This is a genomic window from Stenotrophomonas sp. TWI700 (assembly GCF_039673645.1).
Lineage (GTDB): Bacteria > Pseudomonadota > Gammaproteobacteria > Xanthomonadales > Xanthomonadaceae > Stenotrophomonas > Stenotrophomonas maltophilia_AA.
Window position 1 is genome coordinate 1 of record NZ_JBDJMB010000035.1, and the last position, 23571, is coordinate 23571.

Genomic DNA, 23571 nt, shown 5'->3' on the forward strand with positions numbered 1-23571 from the left:
CATGGATTCTGCAGAGCCGGCCAGCGGCCGGCACTACCGACCTCCCGTCGTCGGCACGTGCCTGCCCCCATACGCCCCACAAGGGTGACGAACACCCCCACATCCTGTTAACTTGCGCGCCCCACATGAAGTTGACAGGGTGTCGCGCCAACACGCGCCCTGTCGACACTGATAGCGCGCACGAATGACTGTCCTCCCGAATCGCTCCACCGCCCCTGCCCTGTCCCTGCTCGCCGCCGCCCTGCTGGCCAGCCTTGCCGCCACCGACACCGCCCGCGCCGCGCCTGCTGGCCAGGCCGTCACCCTGGACGCGGTCAACGTCACCGCCGCCGATGCCACCGAGGCTGCGCGCCGCGCACTCGACCGGGTGCCCGGCGCAGGCAACGTCGTCGATATGACCCAGGTCGGCCAGGGCCGCCTCGCCGGTACCGCCGATGTGCTGGCCTACCAGCCCGGCATCAGCGCGCAGAGCGCCGGCAATGAAGGCGTCAAGGTTTCCGTCCGCGGCTCCGGCCTCAACCGCGCGCCGGGTGCGCATGCCTCCGGCCTGTCGGTCTCGCTGGATGGCCTGCCGCTGACCGGCCCGGGTGGCACGCCGTACGAGCTGCTGGAGCCGCTGTGGCTGAGCCGCGTCGAGGTCCTGCGCGGTGCCAACGGGTTCGAGCGCGGTGCCCTGGCGCTGGGCGGTGCGATCAACTACATCACCCGCAGCGGGCGCGATACACCCGGGCTGGAGCTGCACTACGAAGCCGGCGCACGCGGTTACCAGAAGCGCGGGATCAGCGTCGGCGGCGTGCACGACGCTGTCGACTATTTCCTGGCCTACACCGATACCGAGTACGACGGCTATCAGCAGCACGCGGCCGGCAAGGGCAAAGGTGCGGTGGCCAACCTCGGCTGGCAGCTCACCCCGGATCTGGAAACGCGCTTCTTCCTGCGTTACCGCGAGACCGATCACGAAACCCCGGGGCGTCTGACCCGCGCGCAGATCCGCAACGATCCACGCGCGGCGAATCCAGCCAACCTGGCGATCGACGCGCGCCGCCCGCAGCCGGGCAGCACCTGGATCGGCAACACCACGACCTACACCATCGATGACGATTCGTCGCTGCAGGCCGGCCTCGTCTATCACACCTACCCGATGGACTTGAACGAGAGCCTGTACCGCCAGCAGCTGGACTACGCCAACCTCAACGGCACGCTCGACTACCGCCGCCGGCACGCGCTGTTCGGGCATGACAGCGTGACCACGATCGGCCTGCGCGTCACCCACGATCTGGATGCCAACGTGCGCGAGACCCTGCGCTTCGCCAGCAACGGGTACGCGGCCGGCACGCACACCCGCGACTTTGAGCATTACGGCACCGACAGCGTGCTGCACGTCGGCAATGATCTGGCGCTGAGCGACACGCTGCGCCTGCAGACCGGGCTGGCGTTGATACACACCCGCCGCGATGTGCAGGTCACCTGGCCGGCGACGCCGGAGAAACTATCCGAGCGCCAGTGGGATTACGCGCCGCGGCTGGGCTTCACCTGGCAGCAGACGCCGCAGACGCAATGGTTCGGCAACCTCAGCCGCTCGGTGGAACCGGCGCATCCGTGGTCCATGATCTGGGGATCGAACCAGTACTTCGCCGCCGGCAATGGCGCCTCCACCGGCCGCCAACGCGCGCCGGTGAACCTGGACAACCAGACCGCAACCACGCTGGAACTCGGCGCGCGCGGGGACAGCGCACTCGGCCGTTGGGAACTGACCGGCTACTACGCGCGCCTCAACCACGAACTGCTCACCGTAGAAGTGCAGCCGGTGCCGAACCTGTTCATCGCCGAATCCAACGCCAGCCCGACCGTGCACCGTGGCATCGAAGCCGGCCTGGACAGTGCGATGTGGCAGGGCGTCGGCGGGCGGGTGTCATTGCGCCAGGCCTACACCTTCAGCGACTTCCGCTACCGCGATGATGCACGCTTCGGTAGCAACCGCCTGCCCGGCCTGCCGCGCCACTACTACCAGGCCGAACTGCACTACGACCACCCGGCCGGCTTCTACGCCGGGCTGAACACCGAGTACGCGTCGAAAATGTTCGTCGACTATGCCAACAGCATGGCCGCCGACAGCCACGTGATCTTCGGCACGCGCATCGGCTATGACGCCCCCGGCGGCCGCTGGCAGGCTTGGGCGGAACTGCGCAACCTGACCGACCGCCACTACGCCGCCACGGTGACCCCGGGCTACGACGATGCGGGCAAGGATGTCGCGCGTTCCACGCCGGGTGATGGGCGCGGTGTGTATGCCGGGGTGCGCTGGCGCTTTGACTGAGCGCCTCGGGCCGTGCGGCGCCTCACACCACCCCACCAAGCTGGAACGTCGGCAGGTACAATCCGAACAAGGTCAGCAGCGTACCGCCCAGCATCGACAGCATGCCAAGCGCGGCGGCCAGGTGCCAGCGATAGCGCCCGCCCGGGCCGCAAAACCATTGCAGCAGGACGAGCGCGGGGCCGATCCAGATCCAGCCATACCCGTGGATCAGGACACGGGTGATCCACGGCAGCCCCACGCCGAAGCTACTGAATATCTCCTGGAACTGCGGAACCACGAAGCGCCCGGTGGCGGTCACCACGATCGCGGTCAGGCCACTGCTCAACAGGCCGACCGCCAGCAGGCCGTATCCCCGGGAAGCGACGGGAAGCGGGGCCCGCGCGGTGACCGAATAAGGGTTGTTCATCCTCAGCGCCCCTGTGCCCGGGCAATCGCCGCTTCAGCCAACGGCACCATCTTCGCGTAACCGGCCGGCGTGGGATGCACGCCATCGGCGGCCAGTTCCGGGTCGAGGCCGCCGTCTTTGTTGGTCATGGCCGTGTAGTAATCCAGATAGACCAGACCCTGCTCCTCCGCGTAAGCACGCAACGCCCGATTGAGCGCCGTCACTTTGCCCGCGGGCTGCACGCCGGGTTGCCACGGGTAATCGCTGACCGGCAGCACCGAGGCCAGCACGATGCGGATGTTGTGCGCCTGCGCCAGTTCCACCATCGCGTGCAGGTTGTCTTCGATCATCGCCTGCGTGGTCGGCCCGGTATTGCCGGCGATATCGTTGGTGCCGGCGAGGATCACGACCAGCGCCGGCTTCAGTGCGATGACGTCCTGCTGGAAGCGCAGCAGCATCTGTGCCGTGGTCTGCCCGGAAATACCCCGGTTGACGTAGGGCTTGCCCGGGAAGAAACGCTCGCTGCCGGTGGGCCCCCAACCTTCGGTGATCGAGTCCCCGTAGAACACCACGCGCTTCGTCCCCGGCGCGACCGGCACCAATGCGGCGTTTTCGCCGCGGTAGCGCTGCAGCTGCGGCCAGTCCAGCAGGCGCTGCTGCATCTGCGCCACCTGATCGGGCTTCAGCTCGGAGACTGGTGTGACAAACAGTGGATTGGTGGCCCGCACCTCCTGCGCGGATACATGAGTTGAATACAGGGCATAGAGAGCAAGCAGGGCGGCAAGTACGACTGATTGGACAGCTGTAGACACGACGTAACTCTCTGGAAGGGCTGAGGCGAGCAGTCTCAGTGATCGACTACCCCTCTTCAAGCTGCGTAGCAGCGCAAGACCATAATTTCCCGGGTTTGACAGCAGATATAGGCTGTACAGACGATCCTGTATTACAGAGTTACGGTGCGGTGCTCGCCAACGAGGAAAACCCACTAAGTAGCGAACCACAATATCGCATCGAAAGGTTCAGCAAAACTGAAGCAAATCGCCAAATAGACTAACAACCCTACCCAAAGTATTGCCAGCTGCGCAACAGCGCGCAGACCGTGAAACTCACTCTCGATCGCCTTCAATACTGCCTGCGCTTCAGCGTGTCCGGGGTCCGTATGATCTCTGGCCAGTTTCCGCAACTCCCTCAATTCCTCAGGATGTCCCGTGAAGGCGTGAACATACATCGGGATGATGGCCGCGAGACCCAGCCACCCCACTCTCCACGGAGAGTCAAAACCGAGGGCTGTCACCGCCAGGAGGAACGTGGTCAGGCCAAATACCCATCGCATCCATTGCATATGGACCATCGCCTTCTTGCTGTACTCAAATCGAGTCAACAGCGTCATTTTTAACTCCTCCAGTTTAAAATATCGGCCTTCATCTCCATTGCCTGTTCAATCTGATGCAGACATTCTGGCTTTGGGCTGATCAGGCACCACTGCCGGCTGTTGCGCAGCAGCGGAAGATCGACGCGATGATCGGTGTACGCCATGCGCCACGGCGGCGGATAGCCGCACTCGGTCATCATGGGAATCTTGTTCTCGCCAAGACAGTGGTTTTCACTGACCCACCCGCCAAGACATGGGCGCAGGGTCGAAGCGACCAGCGGCACATCCTGCAGATCTTCGCGCTCCAGCAGCGCACGTGCGAGCGGCTCCCAGCAGCCGGTGGCGATGACGACCTCGTCGCCCTGGGCGAGATGGTGGCGCAGTCGTTCGACGCCCTCGGGCAGGAATACAGAGTCAGGTCCGGCGAACACCTCATCGGCATGCGCCAGTGCGGTTTGGGCAAGCGACGCGCGGCTGCGCCCGAACGTGGCCATCCAGACTGCAAAGCGCACCGGCCGCCGCCGCGTCTGCGGCACCACCCAGAGTGTAACCAGCACCGGCAGCGCAAGCACTACGACCGCGAGCCGCCACGGCTGGCGCCGCAGCAGACCTTTGAAGAACCGGCTCGCGGTCTCCCATCGGGTCAACGTCAAGTCGAAATCGAATACCACCACAGTGCGGTCTGACATCCGTATCAGCTCCTTTCAGAAAACGCCCTGCACCAGCAGTTTTCCATCGTCGGTAGGCGCAAGCACCAGACCGTAAGTCTCGTTCCCGCGGCCGTATCCTGCCGAGCAGATCGCGTCCCAGCCCTGCCCGCAATCCACCTCGGGATGCGCGGCGAAGACGGGGTCGCCGTCGTTGTCGGGCGCAGATGCAACCCAGCCGGCCTTGATGAGCGCGGCCTTGGCCTGCGCGTAGGGCATGCCGACAGTGATGCCGATCTGCGTCCAGGCCGCAGGCAGCGAAGGTGCATCAGCGGCATTCGCGTGGCCGGCGAACAGCAGCAGCAGCAATGACAGGAACATCGATTTCATCAGCGTCACATCACGGGATGGGCTGCACAGGATAAAGCGCGGGGCGCGCTGCGGGACGTCATTGCGCCCGTCAGCTCAGAACCCATCCAACGTCCGCAGCAGTGAGCCGAAGGTCAAATAGAACGAGTCGTGCCCGCCCTGCGCGCGCCCATACCCCAGGAACACCGGCCCCAGGAACGTATCGGCACCGACGAACACGCTGCCCGCCGTCTGCATGCCATCGATGTTGACGTCCTCGCGACGCTGCCAGAATCCGCCCCACTCCACGCTGCCGCCGACGTACAGCGGAATCGTCAGCAGGGAGTCGGCATGCGCGACGCGGCGGTAATACACCACCCGTGCCAGCGCGGTCTGCGGCGCGAAGATGGCCTCCTCTGGATAGCCGGACAGATTGCCCAGCCCGCCCAGGAAGCCGTAGGTGGCCAGCAGATCATCGCCGCCGTGTGCCGAGGTGGCGCGCACCCCGCCCAGCCAGCGGTTGTGGCCCTGCGCCCACGCGCCATCCCACTGCACCCGGGTGACCGCCGCCGAGTTGTCGGTGCCCAGTGCATCGAGGTAGTGCTGCCGCGTGAGCGACAGGCGCTGGCCGCGGCTGGGGAAGGCCGAGCTGTCGATCGAATCGTGGCGCAGCTGCCAGCCGACGCTGCCCATGTCCGCGCGGTAATTGCCCAGCTCGGTCGGGTTGCCGACGTCCAGGCGCAGGTGCTCACGGCCGCGCTCGCCGAACAGGGCGACTTCCCAGTCCGGGTGCGGCGAATACGCCCAGCGCAGTCCACCCAGCCACTGGCTGTAACGGAACTCGGCGAGTGCGCCACCGCGCATCAGCGCCAGGTCCAGATCAGTGGCGCGGTACTTGGCGTAGGTGGACAGCGCATGCCGGCCGCTGCTGCCGAACGGGCGGTAATACTCGGCGAACGCCTCTTCCACTTCGCCCAGCCCGACGCGCAGTTTGAGCTCGGCGCCCTGCTCGCTGAGGCCGGTGCGGGTCAGCTCGGTGATGAGCTGGTAGTTGCTGCTGCCATCGAAATCATCGGACAGCCGCAGCGCGAAATGCAGGAAATCCGGACCCCAGCGTTTGTCCTGCGGTGCGAGCACCAGGCCCTGCTGCCCGTCGCGCTCCTCCAGCCGCCACTGCACCTGCTGGTAGCGGCCTTCGCCGTACGCAGTGGCGACCTTCTGCTCGACGCGGTCCGGTTCCAGCGGCTGGCCCACTTCGGGCTGCAGGCGCTGCTCGATGTAGCGCGCAGTGCGCGTCCTGTCGTGCAGCACATCGATGAAGGCCACGATCGGCGTCTCGTAGGCCGGCGGGCGATGCTGACGCTGGAACGCGGCGTAGCGGGTGTCGTCCACCTGGAAGCGCCGGACGGAGTCCACCTCGGCCTGCGCGGCCTGCTCACCGACGCCGACCGCCTGCGGCGAGCGGTTGAAATCCTGGCTGCCCATGTCGCCCAGCGGCGGCGTGATCAGCAGATCCTGCGGCCCCAGCGTGGCCAGCTGCGCCAGTACTTCGCGCTGCATCAGCACGCTGGCCATCTGGTGACTGATCGCCAGCGGCGAATCCAGCTGCGCCTCGGTCATCAGCGGCGAGCCCACCCGCGAGACGATCAGCCGCTGCGCGCCCAGCCGGCGCGCTTCATCGATCGGCACGTTGTCGACCACGCCGCCATCGACCAGCAGATGGTCCTCATGGCGGACCGGCGCGAACACGCCCGGCACCGACATGCTTGCGCGGATGGCCAAGGCCAGGTCGCCCTGCGCGAACACGACTTTCTCGCCGCTGACGATGTCCGTGGCGATCGCCCGGAACGGAATCGGCAGCCGGTCGAAATCGCGCACCTGCCAGGTCGGCAGCAACAGGCGGCGCAGCAGCATCTCCAGCTTCTGGCCCTGGATCAGGCCCTGCGGGAACGCGATCTTGCCGTTGCTCAGGCCGACTTCGACGCCGCCCAGCAGGCGCAGGTCATCCTCCTTGCGGCGCATGCTGCGCTCATCGCGTGGCGGTTTGTCGCGCAGCACCTCGGCCCAGTCGATCCGGTCCAGTACCGCCTCGATCTCATCGGCGGTGTAGCCGGAGGCGTACAGGCCCCCGACCACCGCGCCCATCGAGGTGCCGACGATGCAGTCGATCGGCACGCGCTCGCGTTCCAACACCTTGAGTACACCGATGTGGGCCGCGCCGCGGGCACCGCCACCGCCGAGCACCAGGCAGGTGCGGGGGCGGTCGGGATCCTGCGGTACGGAATCACCGGACGCTGAAGCGGTCTGCGCAACCGCCAACAGCGGGGCGCACGCCAGCGCCGCCACAACCAACAGCCAGCGGCGGCAAGCACGCCGGGTGGCCCTGTCGGTGGTTTGTATTTGTGTCTGCCGCATTCGATCCCTCGCTCCCCGGTACCCGTCATCCCCTTGAAACGCACTTTGCCTGCCGGGCGCGGCGAGGTCCACCCGGTGCGCCCGGGGCGAGCGCCTTGATGACGCCCGGGAGAACGCAGAACGGCCGCCCGTTGAGGGGCGGCCGTTGGTCTGTTGCACACCGCAGCCGAAGGACGGCGGATGCTACCGATGCCCCGCCTCAGCGCTTGGCCGGCGGCGCATTCTTCACGTAGGTATCGAACCAGGTCAGCATTTCCGACACCAGCTGCTCATTGGATTCGAGCGCGGTGTACCAATGCGGTTCGTGCGGCAGCATCACCAGGCGCGTGGTGCCCCCGTTGCCGCGGATCGCCTGGAACAGCTTGCGCGACTGGAACGGCTCGGTGCCCGGGTTCGCATCGTCCTCGCCGTGGACCAGCAGCAGCGGCAGCTTGATCTTGTCGGCGTAGAAGAACGGCGAGGCCTTCAGGTACACGTCCTGTGCCTGCCACACCGAACGGCGTTCGTTCTGGAATCCGAACGGGGTGAACGTCTTGTTGTACGAACCACTGGTGGCGACACCGGCCTTGAACAGGTCGGTATGCGCGATCAGATTGGCGGTCATCAGGCCCCCATGGCTGTGGCCGGTGACGCCGATCCGGTTGCGGTCGACCACACCCAGCTCAACGGCCTTGTCCACCGCGGCCTTGGCATCGGCCTCAAGCTGTTCCAGATACGTGTTGTAGGCAGTTTTCGGGTCGCCGACGATCGGGAACGAGGCGTTGTCGATGATCGCGTAACCGGCCAGCAGCATCAGCCGGTACGGTGCCAGGCGGGTGAAGGTCTGCTGCGAACCGGACACCTGCCCCGCCTGCGCGGCGTTGGCGAAATCGGCCGGGTAGGCGTACAGGATCGCCGGCACGCGCTGGCCTTCCTTGTAGCCCGGCGGGGTGTACAGGGTGAACGACAGGTCCACGCCGTCGGCACGCGTGTAGGTGACCAGGCGCTTCTTGATCTGGCGCACTTCCGGGGTGGGGTCGACCAGATGGGTCAGTGCGGCCGGCTTGGACATGAACTGCGCCTCGCCCGGCTTGGCGTCGGCGACATCCTCGCCCAGCAGGCGCACGAACGCATTCGGCGCATCGGTCACCGACTGGTGCCAGGTGATGAGGTGGCCCGGGATGGCGCTGAAGCCGATGAACTGCTCGTAGGCATCGGCATCGCTGCGGAAAAGACGCTCCGTTTTCAGGCTGCGGAGACTGAGCGCATCCAGGAACGGACGATCGCCCTGCGGCGAAGCGCCCTGCCCGCGCAGGAAGACCGTGTTGCCTTCCTGACGCACCACGTAGGCGCCGTTGGGCAGGCGCTCGTATACGAAATTACCCGGGTCCTCGTAGAGCTCATCGCTGGACAGATCCCACAGCAGGCGACCTTCCTGCTTCGGCTTGTCCACGTTGACGATGCGGGTCTGGCGCCAGTGCCGGTTCTCATCGTTCTCGTCGAGGAAGGTGACGTCGGGCTGCGCCGTCCAGGCCAGGCCTTCGAAGCGCTGCGCGGTACGGGCGATCTCGGTGGGCTTGGCGGTGAACGGGGCTTTGAGCATCAGCACGCGATCGCGATGCGGAACAGTGACTTTCCAGTCGCCCTTGTCCAGCGCCTCGGCGTAGACCAGCGTGGCCGGATCGGTGGCGCGCCAATCGAAATCACGCGGACCCTCCGACACGCCATGCACCGGCACGCGGTCGGCCAGCGGGAGGCTGGCGATCGGCGTGCTGCGGCCGCTGGCGATATCCAGCACGGCCACGTCATTGGCGAAACGCTGATAGGTCACTGCATGCGAGAACGGTGCCTTGAGTGTTTTGGTCAGCACATGCACGCCATCCGGGGCGGCCCCGATGCTGTCCAGCAGCGCCGGGGCACCGACGGTGCGCACGGTGTGGGAGGCGGTATCCACCACCGCCAGCTGCGACTGGCCGTAATAGGCGAACAGCGCTTCATCGTAGGCACTGGTCAGCGTATCGCGGGCTTCGTAGGTACTGCTTTCGCCCGCCGTCCCCAGCGACTCCTGGATGTCCGGGCCGATCGCACCTTCGGCGCTCGGCGCCGGTCCCTGCTTGGCAGGCACCAGCTTGACCAGCAACTGCTGACTGCCACCGAGCCACTGCACGGTGCTGCCGAAGATCGGGTTGAGCGCTACGTTGGGTACCTGGCGGACCTGGCCACTGACCGCATCACCGATCCACAACTGCACGCTGTCATCGACCACATTCTGGAACGCGAAGCGTTGACCGTCGGCCGACCACAGCGCCATGCCGGCGCAACCGCTGGGCAAGGTGACCTTGGTGGAGCGGCCGCTGAGGGTCTCCACCACGGTGAAGTCACCGACGCACGGTGGAATGCCGTAACCACCCGGAGTGTCGTGGCGGCTGCGGTTCTTCGGCTCCAGGCGCACGCCGGCGAGCTTCAGGTACGGCTGGGCAACGCGGGTGATCGACGGATAGGTCTGCACGGTCGTCAGCAACAGGCGCTGGCCGGTGGGGTCGACGCTGGGCGTCGGCGGCGGTGGCGCCTTGAGCACCTTGAGCAGGTGTTCCGGCGGCGTGGCGTAACCGGCAAAGGCCGGTGCGGCAAGCAGCAGGCCGAGGGTGGCCACGGCAACGGCCGCAGCCAACGAGGTACGACGAATCAGCATCCTTATCCCCTTGCAGTGTCAACGAGTGCCCGCACAGGGGCATGGCCCGAATCTAGCACCGCTTGGGCCGATGGGAATGGGCCGGAAGGGCTAACCGCCCGACACCGCAAAGCCCGGCTAGAATGTCCCATGCGAACCGTGCACGCCCTCCGCTATGTCACCCCGCTGCGCGAAGGCGGCTCCCTGCCCGCCGTGGTCGAGACCGACGACGACGGCATGGTCGTCCTCAAGTTCCGGGGCGCCGGCCAGGGACCGAAGGCGCTGATCGCCGAACTGATCGCCGGCGAGATCGCCCGCACGCTCGGCCTGCCGATTCCGGAAATCCTGTTCGTCGAGCTGGACCGCGAGTTCGCGCGGACCGAGCCGGACCCGGAGATCCAGGACCTGATCCGCGCCAGCGAAGGCCTGAACCTGGGCAGCGATTACCTGCCCGGCGCGATCAACTACGACCCGGCCGCGATGCAGCCCGATGCGGAGCTTGCCTCGAAGATCGTGTGGTTCGATGCGTTCACCAGCAACGTGGACCGCACCGCCCGCAATCCCAACCTGATGGTCTGGCATCGCAAGCTGTACCTGATCGACCACGGCGCAGCGATGTATTTCCATCACGACTGGGCCAGTGCCGGCGAGGCCTGCAGGAAGCCGTTCGTGCTGATCCGCGATCATGTGCTGCTGCCGTTCGCCACGCAGATTGCCGAGGTGGATCCCGGTCTCGCGGTGATGCTGCCGGATGCGGAAATCGAGCGCATCGTCGGCCTGGTGCCGGACAGCTGGCTGGTGGACGAACCCGCCTTCGACAGCCCGGCCACCTACCGCCAGGCGTACATCGATTACCTGCAACACCGTCTTCGCGTCCGCGCCGCCTTTGTCCAGGAGGCCGTCCGTGCCCACACTGCACACGTATGACTATGCGGTGATCCGCGTGGTGCCCCGCGTCGAGCGCGAGGAATTCATCAACGTCGGGGTGATCGTATCGTGCCCGGGCGCCAAGCATCTCGAAGCGGCGATCGAGCTGGACCTGGAGCGGCTGCGTGCCTTTGCCCCGTCACTGGATATCGAAGGACTGCGGCCCTGGCTGGACGCGATCGTGGCGATCTGCCGCGGTGACGCGACCGCCGGGCCGATCGCGCAATTGCCTGCGCGCGCGCGCTTCCATTTCCTCACCGCCAAGCGCAGCTCGGTGGTGCAGATGTCGAGCACGCATGTCGGGCGTACGGCAGAGCCGACAGGCGTGGTCGAGCATCTGCTCAACCGGATGGTGCGCGTTCCGCGGTAGCCCCCCCCCTGGGCGGTGCCGCACTACGGGCTTTGCCTGAGCACGCCGACGGTGACGCCGAACGACGGTATCCGGTCCCAGTGTTCGCGCGGGAAGGACGGTGACTCCACACCCATGCCGATGTCGTACCTCACGCCGTCCGGACCTTCGCGCCAGGCGTGGGGTTCGCTGCCCCAACCGCAACAGACGTACACCAGTGCCGGCATGTCGAAGCGCTGCCGCAGATAGGCTTCCACCTCCGCTGCGGCAGCGCCGCTCACGGCGTAGCGGGCGGTCATCGGCTTGAGGTACGAATCGTCGTCCTTGTCACAGCCCAGGTAGTGAAGGCTGTCCGGCTTGCGGCCCAGGGCCGCCAGGAAATCCTGGCACGGGGTGTCCGGTCGCGCCAAGCCTTCAGCGCGGCCGTGGGCCTCCCACTCGGCCATGGCGCCGAGCGGCGCCTTTACCTCGGAGTGAGCAATGGCGGCCAGCGGCAACAGCATGCAAAGGAGGACGCCCTGTGTCCGCCTGCGTGTTGGTTTGCTCATGATCGGATTCGGCGGACGTCAACAACGGAGCGTCATCCTATTCGATCCAGCAGGCGCATCGCATGTCACTTCGGCAGCGCGTAGGCGATCACGTAATCGCCCGCCGGGGTTTCCATGAAGTGGTGGCCGCCGGCCATGATGACCACGTACTGGCGCCCGCCGAACGCATAGATCATCGGGTTGGCCTGGCCGCCGGCCGGCAGCTTGGCGTGCCAGAGTTCCTTGCCGGTTTTCAGGTCGATCGCACGCAGCAGATCATCGGTCGCCGCGGCGATGAAGATCAGGCCGCTGGCAGTGACCACCGAGCCGCCGTTGTTCGGCGTGCCGATTTCGATCGGCAGGCCGGAGCGGATGCCGAACGGGCCGTTGCCGCGGGCGCTGCCGAACGGGCGGTCCCACAGGGTCTTGCCGGTACGCAGGTCGACGGCACGGATGCCACCGTACGGCGGTTGCTTGCACAGCAGCTTGGTGAACGGCAGGCGCCAGCCGGCGTTGACGTCGATGGCGTACGGCGTGCCCACCTGCGGATCGCCCGCACCTTCCGCGCCGCCCTTGTCGGCGGTCACGTCCTCGCGCGGCAGCCAGCCCAGCTTGTCCGCCTTCTCGCGCGGCACCAGCCGGTTGTAATTGGGCATGTCGTTGTAGTTGGCCACGATCACGCCGCGACGCGGATCCACCGCCACGCTGCCCCAGTCCGAGCCGCCGTTGTAACCGGGATACTCGATGGAATGACGGTCCGCGGTCGGGGGAGTGTAGAAACCTTCGTAACTGGCCTTGCGGAACTGGATGCGGCAGACCAGCTGATCGATCGGGGTCATGCCCCACATGTCGCGCTCGGTGAGGTCCGGCTTGCGCAGCGTGTGATACAGCGAGAACAGCTGGGTCGGGGAACGCTGCTCCGGCTCGACGCCGCCGGTCGGCACCTTGCGCTCTTCGGCCGGGGTCAGCAGCTTGCCGGTGCGGCGGTCGAGGATGTACATGTCGCCCTGCTTGGTCGGCAGCAGCAGCGCCGGGACTTTGCCGGCGGCCGTCGGGTAGTCGATCAGGGTCGCCTGCGAGCCCATGTCGTAATCCCAGACATCCTTGCGCACGGCCTGGAAGTGCCAGGCCGGCTTGCCGGTGTTGACGTCGATGGCGACCAGCGACGTGGCGTATCTGTTTTCGTTCTCGGTGCGCGAGCCACTCCAGTAATCGCCGGCCGAGTTGCCCATCGGCAGGTAGACCAGGCCGAGTTCGTCGTCGCCGGTCGCGGTGGTCCACATGTTCGGGGTGCCGCGGGTATAGGTCTCGCCCGCCGGCGGTGCGCCAGTGCGTTCCGGGCGGACCATGTCCCAGGCCCAGCGCAGCTTGCCGGTGACGGCATCGTAGGCCTGGATCACGCCGGATGGCGCGTCGCGGCGCTGGCCATCCAGGACCTGGTGGCCGGTGACGATCACGCCCTGCACGATCGCCGGCGGCGAGGTGATGGAGACATAGCCGGCCGGGCTGTCGCCCATGCCGACGGTGATGTCGACCTGGCCGTTGTTGCCGAAGCCTGTGCACGGCTTGCCGGTCGCGGCGTCGACCGCGATCAGGCGGCCATCCAGGGTGCCTTCGATGATGCGTGCCGCGCAGGCGCCACGCGGCACCTGGGTCAGCACCGGCACGCCACTCGGGACGGCCAGGTCCGCTGCGACGTCATTGAATGCAGCATCCTGCGCGGTGGCCGGCACTTCGTAATAAGAGACGCCACGGCAGGCCGCGGTGTACGGAATGGACTTGTCCTTGATCTTCGGGTTGTAGCGCCAGCGCTCGGTGCCGTCGGCGGCGTTGAGCGCGACCAGCTGGTTGCGGGCCGTGCACAGGTACAGGCTGTCGCCGACTTTCAGCGGCGTGGTTTCCGCGCCCCAGCGCTTCTCGGGCAGGTCACCGGTGCGGAACAACCAGGCCTGCTCAAGCTTGCCCACGTTATCCGGGGTGATCTGCTGCAGTGGCGAGAAGCGCGTGGCGGCATTGTTGCGGCCATAGGCCGCCCAGTCGCCGTCGACCGGGCGGTCGGCCGGCTGCAGCGGCGCATCGGCGGTCGGTGTCAGACCGGTGCTGGTCATCGGCTCCGGGAACGCGCCCTCGGCAGCCGTGACGCCGTGCGGCACGAAGGCCAGGGTGAAGGCAGCGACGAACACCAGGGCCAGCACGCCGGCGATCCCGCGCGAGACCTTGCGCGAGACCGGACGATCCAGTGTCGGCAGCAGCAGCGACAGCACGAAGCCGATCGCCACGATCAGGCCCAGGCGCGGCACCCAGCGCCAGTAGTTGCTGCCCGACTCCCACCACGTCCACAGCAGCGTGCCGACGAACACCAGCGCGAACCACAGCGCACCGCTGTAGCGGCCCCGCCACAGCTGCACGCCGGAGACCAGCAGACCGACACCGGCCAGGACGTAGTACCAGGAACCACCGAGGCTGGCGAGCCAGGCGCCCCCTGCGGTGAATACAACGCCCAGCAACAGAATGACAATCGCCAGCACAGCCACCAGCCAATGGCGGGGGTGGCGGGTCTGCGTCGTGGTGGACATCGGTTTCTCCTGAAGCGCGAAGATCGCCGACGTTGCTGCCGGCCCCGCGGCTCTTATCCCACCGGGGTCGTGAACGTTGCGCGTTCTTTGCGGCGGTCGCCAACGTCGGCACAGCCGACGATGAAACCCGGCACGTCCCTGCCCTCCAACGAAAAACGCCGGCGTGTGCCGGCGTTCTCCGTGTGACTCCCGCGGGGTGGCTTACGCCTCCGGCGGTGCCACCACCGGGCTGGCCTCGACGGCCGCCGGTGCCTCTTCTTCCACACCCTCGTCCAGCGAGGCATCCATGCGTTCGACCGCCTGGAGCTTCTCCTCCTTGGACAGACGGATCAGGGTCACGCCCTGGGTGTTGCGGCCGACGCGCGAGATTTCCGAACCACGGGTACGCACCAGGGTGCCACCGTCGGAAATCAGCAGCACTTCGTCGCGCGGCCCCATCAGCACCGCACGCACCAGCTTGCCGTTGCGCTCGGTGGTCTGGATGCCGATCACGCCCTGCGTGCCACGGCCCTTGCGCGGGTAATCCGGCAGCGGGGTGCGCTTGCCGTAGCCGTTCTCGGTCGCGGTCAGGATATAGAGCGCGTTGTCGTCGTCAGCTCCGTTCTCGATCACGGCATCGCCGCTGTCGATCACGGTCTCGTCGACCAGGCTCTCATCCTCGTTCTCGTCTTCGCTGCCGCCGGCACTCTCGGCCACGATCAGACTGACCACTTCCTCGCCCTTGGGCATCTTGATGCCGCGCACGCCGGTCGCGGTACGGCCCATCGAGCGGACCTTGTCCTCACCGAAGCGCACGGTCTTGCCGTTGGAGGCGAACAGCAGGATGTCGCGCTCACCGTCGGTCAGGCCGACGCCGACCAGCGCATCACCCTCATCGAGGTTGATCGCGATCTTGCCGCGCGCCAGACGGAAGGCGAACTCGCTGAGCGGGGTCTTCTTGACCGTACCGTTGCGGGTGGCGAAGAACACGAACTGGCCTTCGGCATACTCGCGTACCGGCAGTACCGCCTGTACCCGCTCACCGGCTTCCAGCGGAATCCAGTTGATGATCGGGCGGCCACGGGCGTTGGACCCGGCTTCCGGCAGTTGATGCACCGGCAGCCAGAACACCTTGCCGGCGCTGGTGAAGGTCAGCAGCGTATCGTGCGTGTTGACCAGCCACAGCTGCTCGATGAAATCCTCTTCCTTGGTCGACGCCGCGCTGCGGCCACGGCCACCACGGCGCTGGGCCCGGTAGGCGCTGACCGGCTGGCGCTTGGCATAGCCAGCGTGCGACAGGGTGACCACCACGTCTTCCGGGGCGATCAGGTCGAGGATGTCCAGGTCTTCTTCGCTGTGGCGGATCTCGGTACGGCGGTCGTCGCCGAACTCGGTGCGCACGTTGATCAGCTCTTCGCGGATGACCTGCAGCAGACGGTCGGGATCTTCCAGGATTTCGATCAGCCCGGCGATCACTTCCAGCAGCTGCTTGTACTCGTCGGTCAGGCGGTCCTGCTCCAGCCCGGTCAGGCGGTGCAGGCGCATTTCCAGGATCTGGGTCGCCTGGATCTCGGTCAGCTGGTAGCCGCCCTCGAGCAGGCCCACACCCTTGGGCAGATCATCCGGACGCGAGGCTTCGGCGCCGGCGGCGCCCAGCATCGAGCCGACCAGGCCCGGCTCCCACAGGCGGGCGAGCATGCGTTCGCGCGCTTCGGTGGGGTTCGGCGAGGTCTTGATCAGTTCGATCATCTCGTCGATGTTGGCCAGCGCGACGGTCAGGCCTTCCAGCACGTGCGCACGCGCACGCGCCTTGCGCAGCTCGAACACGGTGCGGCGGGTGACCACTTCGCGGCGGTGGCGCACGAAGGCCTCGAGCATCTGCTTGAGGTTCATCAACTGCGGGCGGCCATCGACCAGCGCCACCATGTTGATGCCGAACACCGACTCCATCTGGGTCTGCTGGTAGAGGTTGTTCAACACAACTTCCGCCGACTCGCCACGCTTGATCTCGATGAAGATGCGCATGCCGTCCTTGTCGGACTCATCGCGCAGCTCGCTGATGCCTTCGAGCTTCTTTTCCTTGACCAGCTCGGCGATCTTCTCGATCAACCGGGCCTTGTTCACCTGGTACGGGATCTCGGTGACGATGATCGATTCGCGGCCGTTGTCAGCCACTTCGACCTCGGCCTTGGCGCGGATGCGCACACGGCCCCGCCCGGTCCGGTACCCGGCGACGATGCCGGCGGTGCCGTTGATGATGCCCGCGGTCGGGAAGTCCGGACCCGGGATGTACTCCATCAGGCCGTCGACGTCGATCTCGGGGTTGTCGATCAGCGCGATGCAGGCGTTGATCGACTCGGTCAGGTTGTGCGGCGGGATGTTGGTCGCCATGCCCACCGCGATACCGGCCGAACCATTGACCAGCAGGTTCGGGAACCGGGTCGGCATGACCGTCGGCTCCAGTTCCTTTTCGTCGTAGTTCGGCTGGAAATCGACGGTTTCCTTGTCGATGTCCGCCATCAGCTCATGGGTGAGCCGCGACATGCGCGCTTCGGTGTATCGCATCGCAGCGGCGGAATCGCCGTCGACCGAACCGAAGTTACCCTGGCCATCGACCAGCATGTAGCGCAGCGAGAACGGCTGCGCCAGACGCACCAGCGTGTCGTACACCGACTGATCGCCATGCGGGTGGTACTTACCGATGACGTCACCGACGATACGGGCCGACTTGAAGTAAGGCTTGTTGCTGTGCGCGTTCAACTCACTCATCGCGAACAGCACGCGGCGATGCACCGGCTTGAGGCCATCGCGCGCATCCGGGAGTGCGCGCCCCACGATCACGCTCATCGCGTAATCGAGGTAACTCTTGCGCATCTCGTCTTCCAGGTTGACCTGGATGATTTCCTTGGCGGTTTCTGCCATTCGGGTTCCGTTGTCTGGTAGCGGTCCAGTCCGTCGCGGCCGCCCTTTCGGGGCGGTTGCGCCGGAATCTCGATTAACCGTTGGATTCTACCACAGCGGGCCGTTCTCCGCCTGCTTTTACGGGCGTTTTACCGGCAAGAATCAGGAACTTACGGGGGCGTTGTGGGGAGGCAACCCGCGCGACGCACCCCCGGGTAGGCCACGACCGTCGGTCGTGGCACGCGCCGCAGCAGCCCTCAGCCGAACGCGGCCTGCATATTGGCCACCGTCGGGTTCAGGATCACCCCGCGCTCGGTCACGATGGCATCGATCAGGCTGCCCGGGGTGACGTCGAAAACCGGGTTCCAGGCCGCGATGCCCTCGGCGACGGTGCGGGTGCCGCCCACGCCGTAGAGCTCGCCCGGGTCGCGCTGTTCGATCTCGATCTGCTCGCCATCGGCGGTGTCCATGTCCACCGTCGAGGACGGCGCCACGACCATGAACTTCACCCCGTGGTGGCGGGCGGCGATGGCCAGCTGGTAGGTGCCGATCTTGTTGGCGGTATCGCCGTTGGCGCAGATGCGATCCGCACCGACGATGACCCACTGCACCGCCCCGGTCTTCATCAGGTGCGAGGCCGCCGAGTCGGCGATCAGGGTGGCGTCGATGCCGTCCTGCTGCAGCTCCCAGACGGTCAGGCGCGCGCCCTGCAGCCACGGCCGGGTCTCGCCGGCGAACACGCGCGCGATGCGGTGCTGGGCCATGCCCGCGCGGATCACGCCCAGGGCGGTACCGAAACCGGCGGTGGCCAGCGAGCCGGTGTTGCAATGCGTGAGCACCCCGCTGCCTGCATCGATCAGGCCGGCGCCCAGTGCGCCCATGTGGCGGTTGGCGGCAAGGTCTTCTTCGGCGATGGCCTGGGCCTCGGCGGCCAGCACCTGGCGCCAGTCGCTACCGGCCGGGGCCAGCGCGCGGCGCATCCGGGCCAGCGCCCAGGCCAGGTTCACCGCGGTCGGGCGGGAGGCGTTGAGCCGCTGCAGGGCCGGTTCGAGCTTCAGCAGGGCCTGCGCACCGTCATCGGCCTGGACCTCGTTGGCCGCCAGCACCACGCCCCAGGCGGCGGCGATGCCGATCGCGGGCGCGCCGCGCACGGTCAGCGCGTGGATGGCCTCGGCGACCGCGTCGCTGTCGCGGCACTCCACGTGCTCGACGATGAACGGCAGTTTGCGCTGGTCGAGCAGCTGCAGGCTCTCGCCGGTCCACAGGATCGGGCGGATATGGTCGTAGCGGGCGTAATCGATGTCGGTGGATGCGTTCATGCGGCCATTGTAACGGCGCACCGTTGCACGCGGAATCGGGCGCTCAGTTGACCGCGAATTCGGCGCGGCAGCCCTTGTCCACCCACACGCCGCGGCTGTCCCAGCCCCAGCTGCTGCCCTGCTCGCACGGGCTGCCGGAGAGCTGCTTGTTGAGGGTGACGCCGTGGGTGATGCCTGCGCCGCAGAAGCGCCGCTGGCGCGACTTGGATTCACAGACGAGGATGCGCGGCACGTTGAGGAAGCCAGTGCCATCGGCGGCGCCGACTTCGAACTCGCCCTGGCAGCCACGGGTCACCCAGATTTCGTTGCGGCGGTAGCCCCAGCTGTGTCCTTCGCGGCAGGGCAGCGAGGTGAGCTGGCGAAGCAGCCGGACCGGCGCCCCCTGCAGCACGACCGGGCAGTTCTGCGGACGGCCATTGGATTCGCAGCGGACCACGCGGCGGATGCGGCGTTCGCCATCGGCGCGCGGCGCGGCCGCCGCGGTCCGCGCGCGGAACTCGGCACGGCAGCCCAGGGTGACCCACACGCCGGAGCGATCGGTGCCCCACTCCGAGCCACGCACGCAGCTGTTGTCGGACAGTTGGCGGATCAGATCCACGCCGCCTTCGGTCGGCACATCGCAATGCACCCACTCCATGTCGCGGGATTCGCAACGCACGACCTGGCCTGCATACCCGCCCGCCTGCGCCAAGGCCGTTTCGGACATCAGCGCAGTCCACAGCAACACCGGCCACAGGGGCACGCCCGCGCCTACCAACAGCTTCATCAACACGATCCCCGCCACGCCTGAACGATCACATGACCACCTTCGGACATCCCGTGTGATCAGAGCATCATCATGCACCCCGTGCAAGACGCGAATGCGTCAAATACACCTCAGGCCCGGGCGAAATCGAAGGCCAGCACATCGGTGATCCGGCCGGTGCGGTTCATCGCCATCAACAGGCGATCCACGCCGACCGCCACGCCCGCGCAATCGGGCAGCGCCGGCAGGGCCGCCAGCAGGTGTTCATCCAGCGGCGGCAGTACATCGCCACGTGCCGTGCGGATCGCATGGTCGCGCTCGAAGCGCGCACGCTGTTCAGCCGCATGGTTCAGCTCGTGATAGCCGTTGGCCAGTTCCACGCTGCCCAGGTAGAGCTCGAAGCGCTCCGCCAGCGGCGGCGTGCCCGGACGGATCCTCGCCAACGCTGCCTGGGTCGCCGGCCAGTCATGGACCACCGTCATCGCGTCGTCACGGAAATGCGGCTGGATGCAGTGGGTCATCAGCAGATCGAGCCAGTCATCGCGGGTCAATCCCCCGGCGTCGATGCGCACGGCGGACAAGGGCGCCTGCAGCTGTTCCAGCGTCGCCTCGAACGGGTCCAGCCCGACGTGCTGCTGGTAGAGCGCGCGGTAATCGATCACCTGCAGCGTGGCCTCGCGCTGCACCAGCCGCAGCGCATCGCGCACCAGGGTGGCGGTCTCGTCGATCAGACGGTGATGGTTCCAGCCCACCCGATACCACTCCAGCATGGTGAACTCGGGATTGTGGCGACCACCGGCCTCGCCGTTGCGGAACACGCGGCCCAGTTCGTAGCAGTCGCCCACCCCCGCGGCGAGCAGCCGCTTGAGCGGGAACTCCGGCGAAGTGCGCAGCCAGCGCTGCGGCGTGCCTGCATCGACATGCCCGCTGAAACGGGTATGGAAGCTGTCGATGTTCGGCTCGGTGTTGCCAGCGGCGGACAGGATCGGCGTTTCCACCTCCAGTACGTCACGCGCGGCGAAGAAGCTGCGGATCAGCGCGTTGAGCGCGGCACGCTGGCGCAGCGCAGCGATCATGCGCGTGCGTCCTTCAGGCGCTGCGCAAGCGGCAGGGTCAGCAGGTCGCGGGTGTCGTCGACATACCCGGTCGCCAGGTACAACCGGCGCGCGAGTTCGTTGTGGTGGTTCACTTCCAGCCGCATGCGCTCCACCCCGCGTGCGTTCGCACGCTGTTCCAGGATGGCCAGCGCCTGTTTGCCGCGGCCGCGGCCGCGTGCGGCATGGCTCAGGTACAACTCGTCCAGCAGCGCGAAGTGACCGCCCTGCTCCAGGCTGAACCCCATCGCCAGCGCGCCGTAGCCGACCACGCTGCCCGCTTCGTCCAGCCACAACAGCACTTCGCCGTTACGCGGATCGTCCAGCAGCGACGCCAGGGCCCTGCGCACGCGGTTGTCGTCGAAATCGAGTTTGTCTTCGGCATAGAAATCACGCATCAGCCCGATCAGCAGCTCGGTGTCGGCCACGGTGGCCAGGCGAAAATCGAGGGGGACGGTATGCATGCGGGTTCTCTTTGAAGGACGGATCGCGGGGCACGGCGGCCCCGCGACAGATTCAGTGCTGCGCGAGGAAGGCCACCAGCTGGTCTTCGTCCCAGACCGGCACGCCCAGTTCCTGCGCCTTGGTCAGTTTGGAACCCGCCTCGGCACCGGCGACCACGAAGGAGGTCTTCTTCGACACACTGCCGGCCACCTTGGCGCCCAGCGCTTCCAGCCGTGCCTTGGCCTCATCGCGATTCATCTGCGCCAGCGTGCCGGTCAGCACGGCGGTCTGCCCTTCCAGCGGGCCCGCGGCCTGCTCGGCCTGTTCCGGCGCCAGGGCGAGCAGCTTCCGGCGGTAGTCCTCGGCCTTGAGCAGCATCGGGCCATGGCCGTCGCTGTCCAGCCAGTCGGCCAGTCCGAGTGCCACCTCGTTGGGCAGCCCGGCCGCCACGAAACGCACCGGCTCGGCATCCAGCACCGAGGCCGCGTCCGGCAGCATGGCGACCAGCTTCTCGGCGCGCAGACGGGTGATCCCCGGAATCTCCGCTTCAACCAGCAACTGCGCGAAATCCAGCCCCTCGCGCAGCTTGGCGATCGGCGGATGCACATCGCTGATGCGGACCTGGCCGACCTGCAGCAGCGCATCGATCGCCTCCTGGTTGCCGGCCTGCTCGAAGAAGTGGCCGAGCGAGCGCGCGACCTCACCACCGATGTCCGGCACGCGCTTGAACAGCGGCCACGGCAGATGGCGGATCAGCTCGAGATCACCGAACCAGGTCGCCAGGGCCTTGGCGGTGCTCTCGCCGACGTGCTCGATGCCCAGCGCGAACAGCAGGCGCTCCAGCGTGGTGGTGCGGCTGGCATCGATCGCGGCGATCAGATTGTCGGCCCACTTGGTCGCGATCTTCTTCGTGTTCCAGGTGAAGGTGGCCGGCATCGCCAGCGCCTGCGCGCGCCACGCCTCGTCGCTGCCGTCCAGCTTGAGCAGGCTGCGGAGGTACTCGCCACTGCCTTCCGGCGGCAGGTGCAGGCCGACCTGGCTGGCCAGCGCCTCGGGCGACTCGGCATCCAGCACCAGCTTGAGCTGCAGCAGCTGGTCGCGCTGCAGACGATACAGATCGGCCACACCGCGCACGATGCCGGCGTCGACCAGCGTCTCGATGTACTTGCCGCCCAGGCCATCGATATCCATCGCGCGACGCGAGGCGAAGTGCGCGATGGCTTCCTTGCGCTGCGCCGGGCAGCTCAGCTCACCCGAGCAGCGCCAGGCCGCCTCGCCCTCTTCGCGGACGATCTCCGAACCGCACACCGGGCACTGCGACGGCATCTGCCACGGCCGGGTCCCGGCAGGGCGGCGGTCGGCGATCACGCTGACAACTTCGGGGATCACATCGCCGGCGCGACGCACGATCACCGTGTCGCCCACGCGGACATCCAGGCGCGCGATCTGGTCGGCATTGTGCAGCGTCGCGTTGGAGACGATCACCCCCGCGACCGCGACCGGCGCCAGGCGCGCGACCGGCGTCGCCGCGCCGGTGCGGCCGATCTGGATTTCAATCGCCTCCACCGTGGTGGTCTGTTCCTGCGCCGGGAACTTGTGCGCGATCGCCCAGCGCGGCGCACGGGCGACGAAGCCCATCTGTTCCTGGCCGACGCGATCGTCGAGCTTGTAGACCACGCCGTCGATATCGAACGCCAACCCATCGCGGCGCTCACCGATGTCACGGTAATAGGCGAGCAGTCCGTCCGCGCCTTCCACCACCTGGCACAGATCGCTGACCGGGAAGCCCCACTCGCGCAGCTGGGCCAGCGTGGCCGAATGCGTGGCCGGCAGTTCACCGCCGTCGACCTGGCCGATGCCATAGGCGTAGAAACTGAGCTTCCGCTTGGCGCTCATCTTCGGATCAAGCTGGCGCAGCGACCCGGCAGCGGCGTTGCGCGGATTGGCCAGCACCTTGCCGTCATGCAGGCGTGCATCGGCGTTGTAGGCCTCGAAATCGGCACGGGCCATGTAGACCTCGCCACGCACTTCCAGCACGTCGGGCCAACCGGCGCCTTTCAAGGTCTGCGGGATCACGGCGATCTGGCGCAGGTTCGCACTGACGTCTTCGCCGGTGGCTCCATCGCCCCGCGTCGCGCCCTGCACGAACCGGCCGTTCTCGTAGCGCAGGCTGATCGCCAGGCCGTCGAGCTTGGGTTCGGCGGAGAAATACAGCGTGCTGCGGCGCAGGCGCTCGCCGATGCGGCGCACGAAATCCTGCACCTCCTCATCGCTGAACGCATTGCCCAGCGACAGCATCGGCACCGCATGGCGGACCTCGGCGAAGCGCGAGGACGCCTTGCCACCGACCTGCCGGGTCGGAGAATCGGCGCGGGCCAGTTCCGGGTGCGCCTGCTCGATCGCTTCCAGCTCACGCACCAGCAGGTCGTACTCGACGTCGGGGATCAGCTGCTCGTCGCGCTCGTGGTATGCCTTGCCGGCATCCTCGATCTGGCGGCGCAGGACGTCGGCACGTGCGGCGGGACTGGGGGTCATGCGGAAGGCAATCCTGGTGGGGCATTCAATTTTACCCCTCC

General features: G+C 67.0%; 18 protein-coding genes. 3 read left to right on the forward strand and 15 right to left on the reverse strand.

Annotated elements, in window-relative coordinates:
- The first annotated feature begins 184 nt into the window (after positions 1-184).
- On the forward strand, positions 185-2317 hold the full coding sequence (locus ABE473_RS17095) for a TonB-dependent receptor (protein ID WP_346490320.1): 2133 nt from the start codon (positions 185-187) through the stop codon (positions 2315-2317).
- A gap of 22 nt (positions 2318-2339) precedes the next feature.
- On the opposite strand, the gene ABE473_RS17100 is transcribed toward ABE473_RS17095, so the two are convergent.
- From ABE473_RS17100 to ABE473_RS17130, 7 genes are all read right to left on the reverse strand, one after another.
- Positions 2340-2723 carry a hypothetical protein gene (locus tag ABE473_RS17100; protein ID WP_346490321.1) on the reverse strand — a complete coding sequence of 128 codons (384 nt, stop codon included), beginning with the start codon at positions 2721-2723 and terminating at the stop codon, positions 2340-2342.
- Between the two features lie 2 nt (positions 2724-2725).
- Entirely contained in the window at positions 2726-3478 is a 753-nt protein-coding gene (locus ABE473_RS17105; protein ID WP_346490338.1) for an SGNH/GDSL hydrolase family protein, read from the reverse strand.
- 209 nt (positions 3479-3687) lie between these two features.
- Positions 3688-4092: a hypothetical protein gene (locus ABE473_RS17110; protein ID WP_346490322.1), complete on the reverse strand. Its 405-nt coding sequence runs from the start codon at positions 4090-4092 to the stop codon at positions 3688-3690.
- 2 nt (positions 4093-4094) lie between these two features.
- Positions 4095-4763, reverse strand: coding sequence for an HAD family hydrolase (locus ABE473_RS17115; protein ID WP_346490323.1), 669 nt, complete (start codon positions 4761-4763; stop codon positions 4095-4097).
- A gap of 15 nt (positions 4764-4778) precedes the next feature.
- A complete protein-coding gene (locus ABE473_RS17120; protein ID WP_346490324.1) occupies positions 4779-5111 on the reverse strand; it encodes a hypothetical protein in 333 nt (110 codons plus the stop codon).
- A 75-nt stretch (positions 5112-5186) separates the two neighbouring features.
- Positions 5187-7415: a patatin-like phospholipase family protein gene (locus ABE473_RS17125; protein ID WP_346490325.1), complete on the reverse strand. Its 2229-nt coding sequence runs from the start codon at positions 7413-7415 to the stop codon at positions 5187-5189.
- Positions 7416-7683: 268 nt separating this feature from the next.
- Positions 7684-10155 (reverse strand): prolyl oligopeptidase family serine peptidase, encoded by a 2472-nt coding sequence (locus ABE473_RS17130; protein WP_346490326.1) that lies wholly within the window; start codon positions 10153-10155, stop codon positions 7684-7686.
- Positions 10156-10284: 129 nt separating this feature from the next.
- Between ABE473_RS17130 and ABE473_RS17135 the strand changes: the two genes are divergently transcribed.
- Together ABE473_RS17135 and ABE473_RS17140 are read left to right on the forward strand one after the other, a co-directional pair.
- Positions 10285-11061: a HipA family kinase gene (locus ABE473_RS17135; protein WP_346490327.1), complete on the forward strand. Its 777-nt coding sequence runs from the start codon at positions 10285-10287 to the stop codon at positions 11059-11061.
- Positions 11039-11431 carry a DUF3037 domain-containing protein gene (locus ABE473_RS17140; protein ID WP_179458581.1) on the forward strand — a complete coding sequence of 131 codons (393 nt, stop codon included), beginning with the start codon at positions 11039-11041 and terminating at the stop codon, positions 11429-11431. Before ABE473_RS17135 ends, ABE473_RS17140 begins: the two co-directional genes overlap by 23 nt.
- Positions 11432-11454: 23 nt before the next feature.
- On the opposite strand, the gene ABE473_RS17145 is transcribed toward ABE473_RS17140, so the two are convergent.
- From ABE473_RS17145 to ligA, 8 genes are all read right to left on the reverse strand, one after another.
- Positions 11455-11913, reverse strand: a complete 459-nt coding sequence (locus ABE473_RS17145; protein WP_346490328.1) for a DUF4952 domain-containing protein — start codon at positions 11911-11913, stop codon at positions 11455-11457.
- 110 nt (positions 11914-12023) lie between these two features.
- Complete coding sequence (locus ABE473_RS17150) at positions 12024-14513, reverse strand: membrane-bound PQQ-dependent dehydrogenase, glucose/quinate/shikimate family (protein ID WP_346490329.1); 2490 nt, start codon at positions 14511-14513, stop codon at positions 12024-12026.
- Positions 14514-14714: 201 nt separating this feature from the next.
- Entirely contained in the window at positions 14715-17414 is a 2700-nt protein-coding gene (gene gyrA, locus ABE473_RS17155) for a DNA gyrase subunit A (RefSeq protein ID WP_346490330.1), read from the reverse strand.
- Positions 17415-17650: 236 nt separating this feature from the next.
- A complete protein-coding gene (gene mtnA, locus ABE473_RS17160) occupies positions 17651-18712 on the reverse strand; it encodes an S-methyl-5-thioribose-1-phosphate isomerase (protein WP_346490331.1) in 1062 nt (353 codons plus the stop codon).
- Between the two features lie 43 nt (positions 18713-18755).
- Positions 18756-19478, reverse strand: a complete 723-nt coding sequence (locus tag ABE473_RS17165; protein ID WP_346490332.1) for a DUF3011 domain-containing protein — start codon at positions 19476-19478, stop codon at positions 18756-18758.
- Between the two features lie 110 nt (positions 19479-19588).
- Positions 19589-20533, reverse strand: coding sequence for an EF-P lysine aminoacylase EpmA (gene epmA / locus ABE473_RS17170; protein WP_346490333.1), 945 nt, complete (start codon positions 20531-20533; stop codon positions 19589-19591).
- Positions 20530-21015, reverse strand: coding sequence for a GNAT family N-acetyltransferase (locus ABE473_RS17175; protein ID WP_346490334.1), 486 nt, complete (start codon positions 21013-21015; stop codon positions 20530-20532). Before ABE473_RS17175 ends, epmA begins: the two co-directional genes overlap by 4 nt.
- A gap of 52 nt (positions 21016-21067) precedes the next feature.
- On the reverse strand, positions 21068-23530 hold the full coding sequence (gene ligA / locus ABE473_RS17180; RefSeq protein WP_346490335.1) for an NAD-dependent DNA ligase LigA: 2463 nt from the start codon (positions 23528-23530) through the stop codon (positions 21068-21070).
- Positions 23531-23571: the final 41 nt, after the last annotated feature.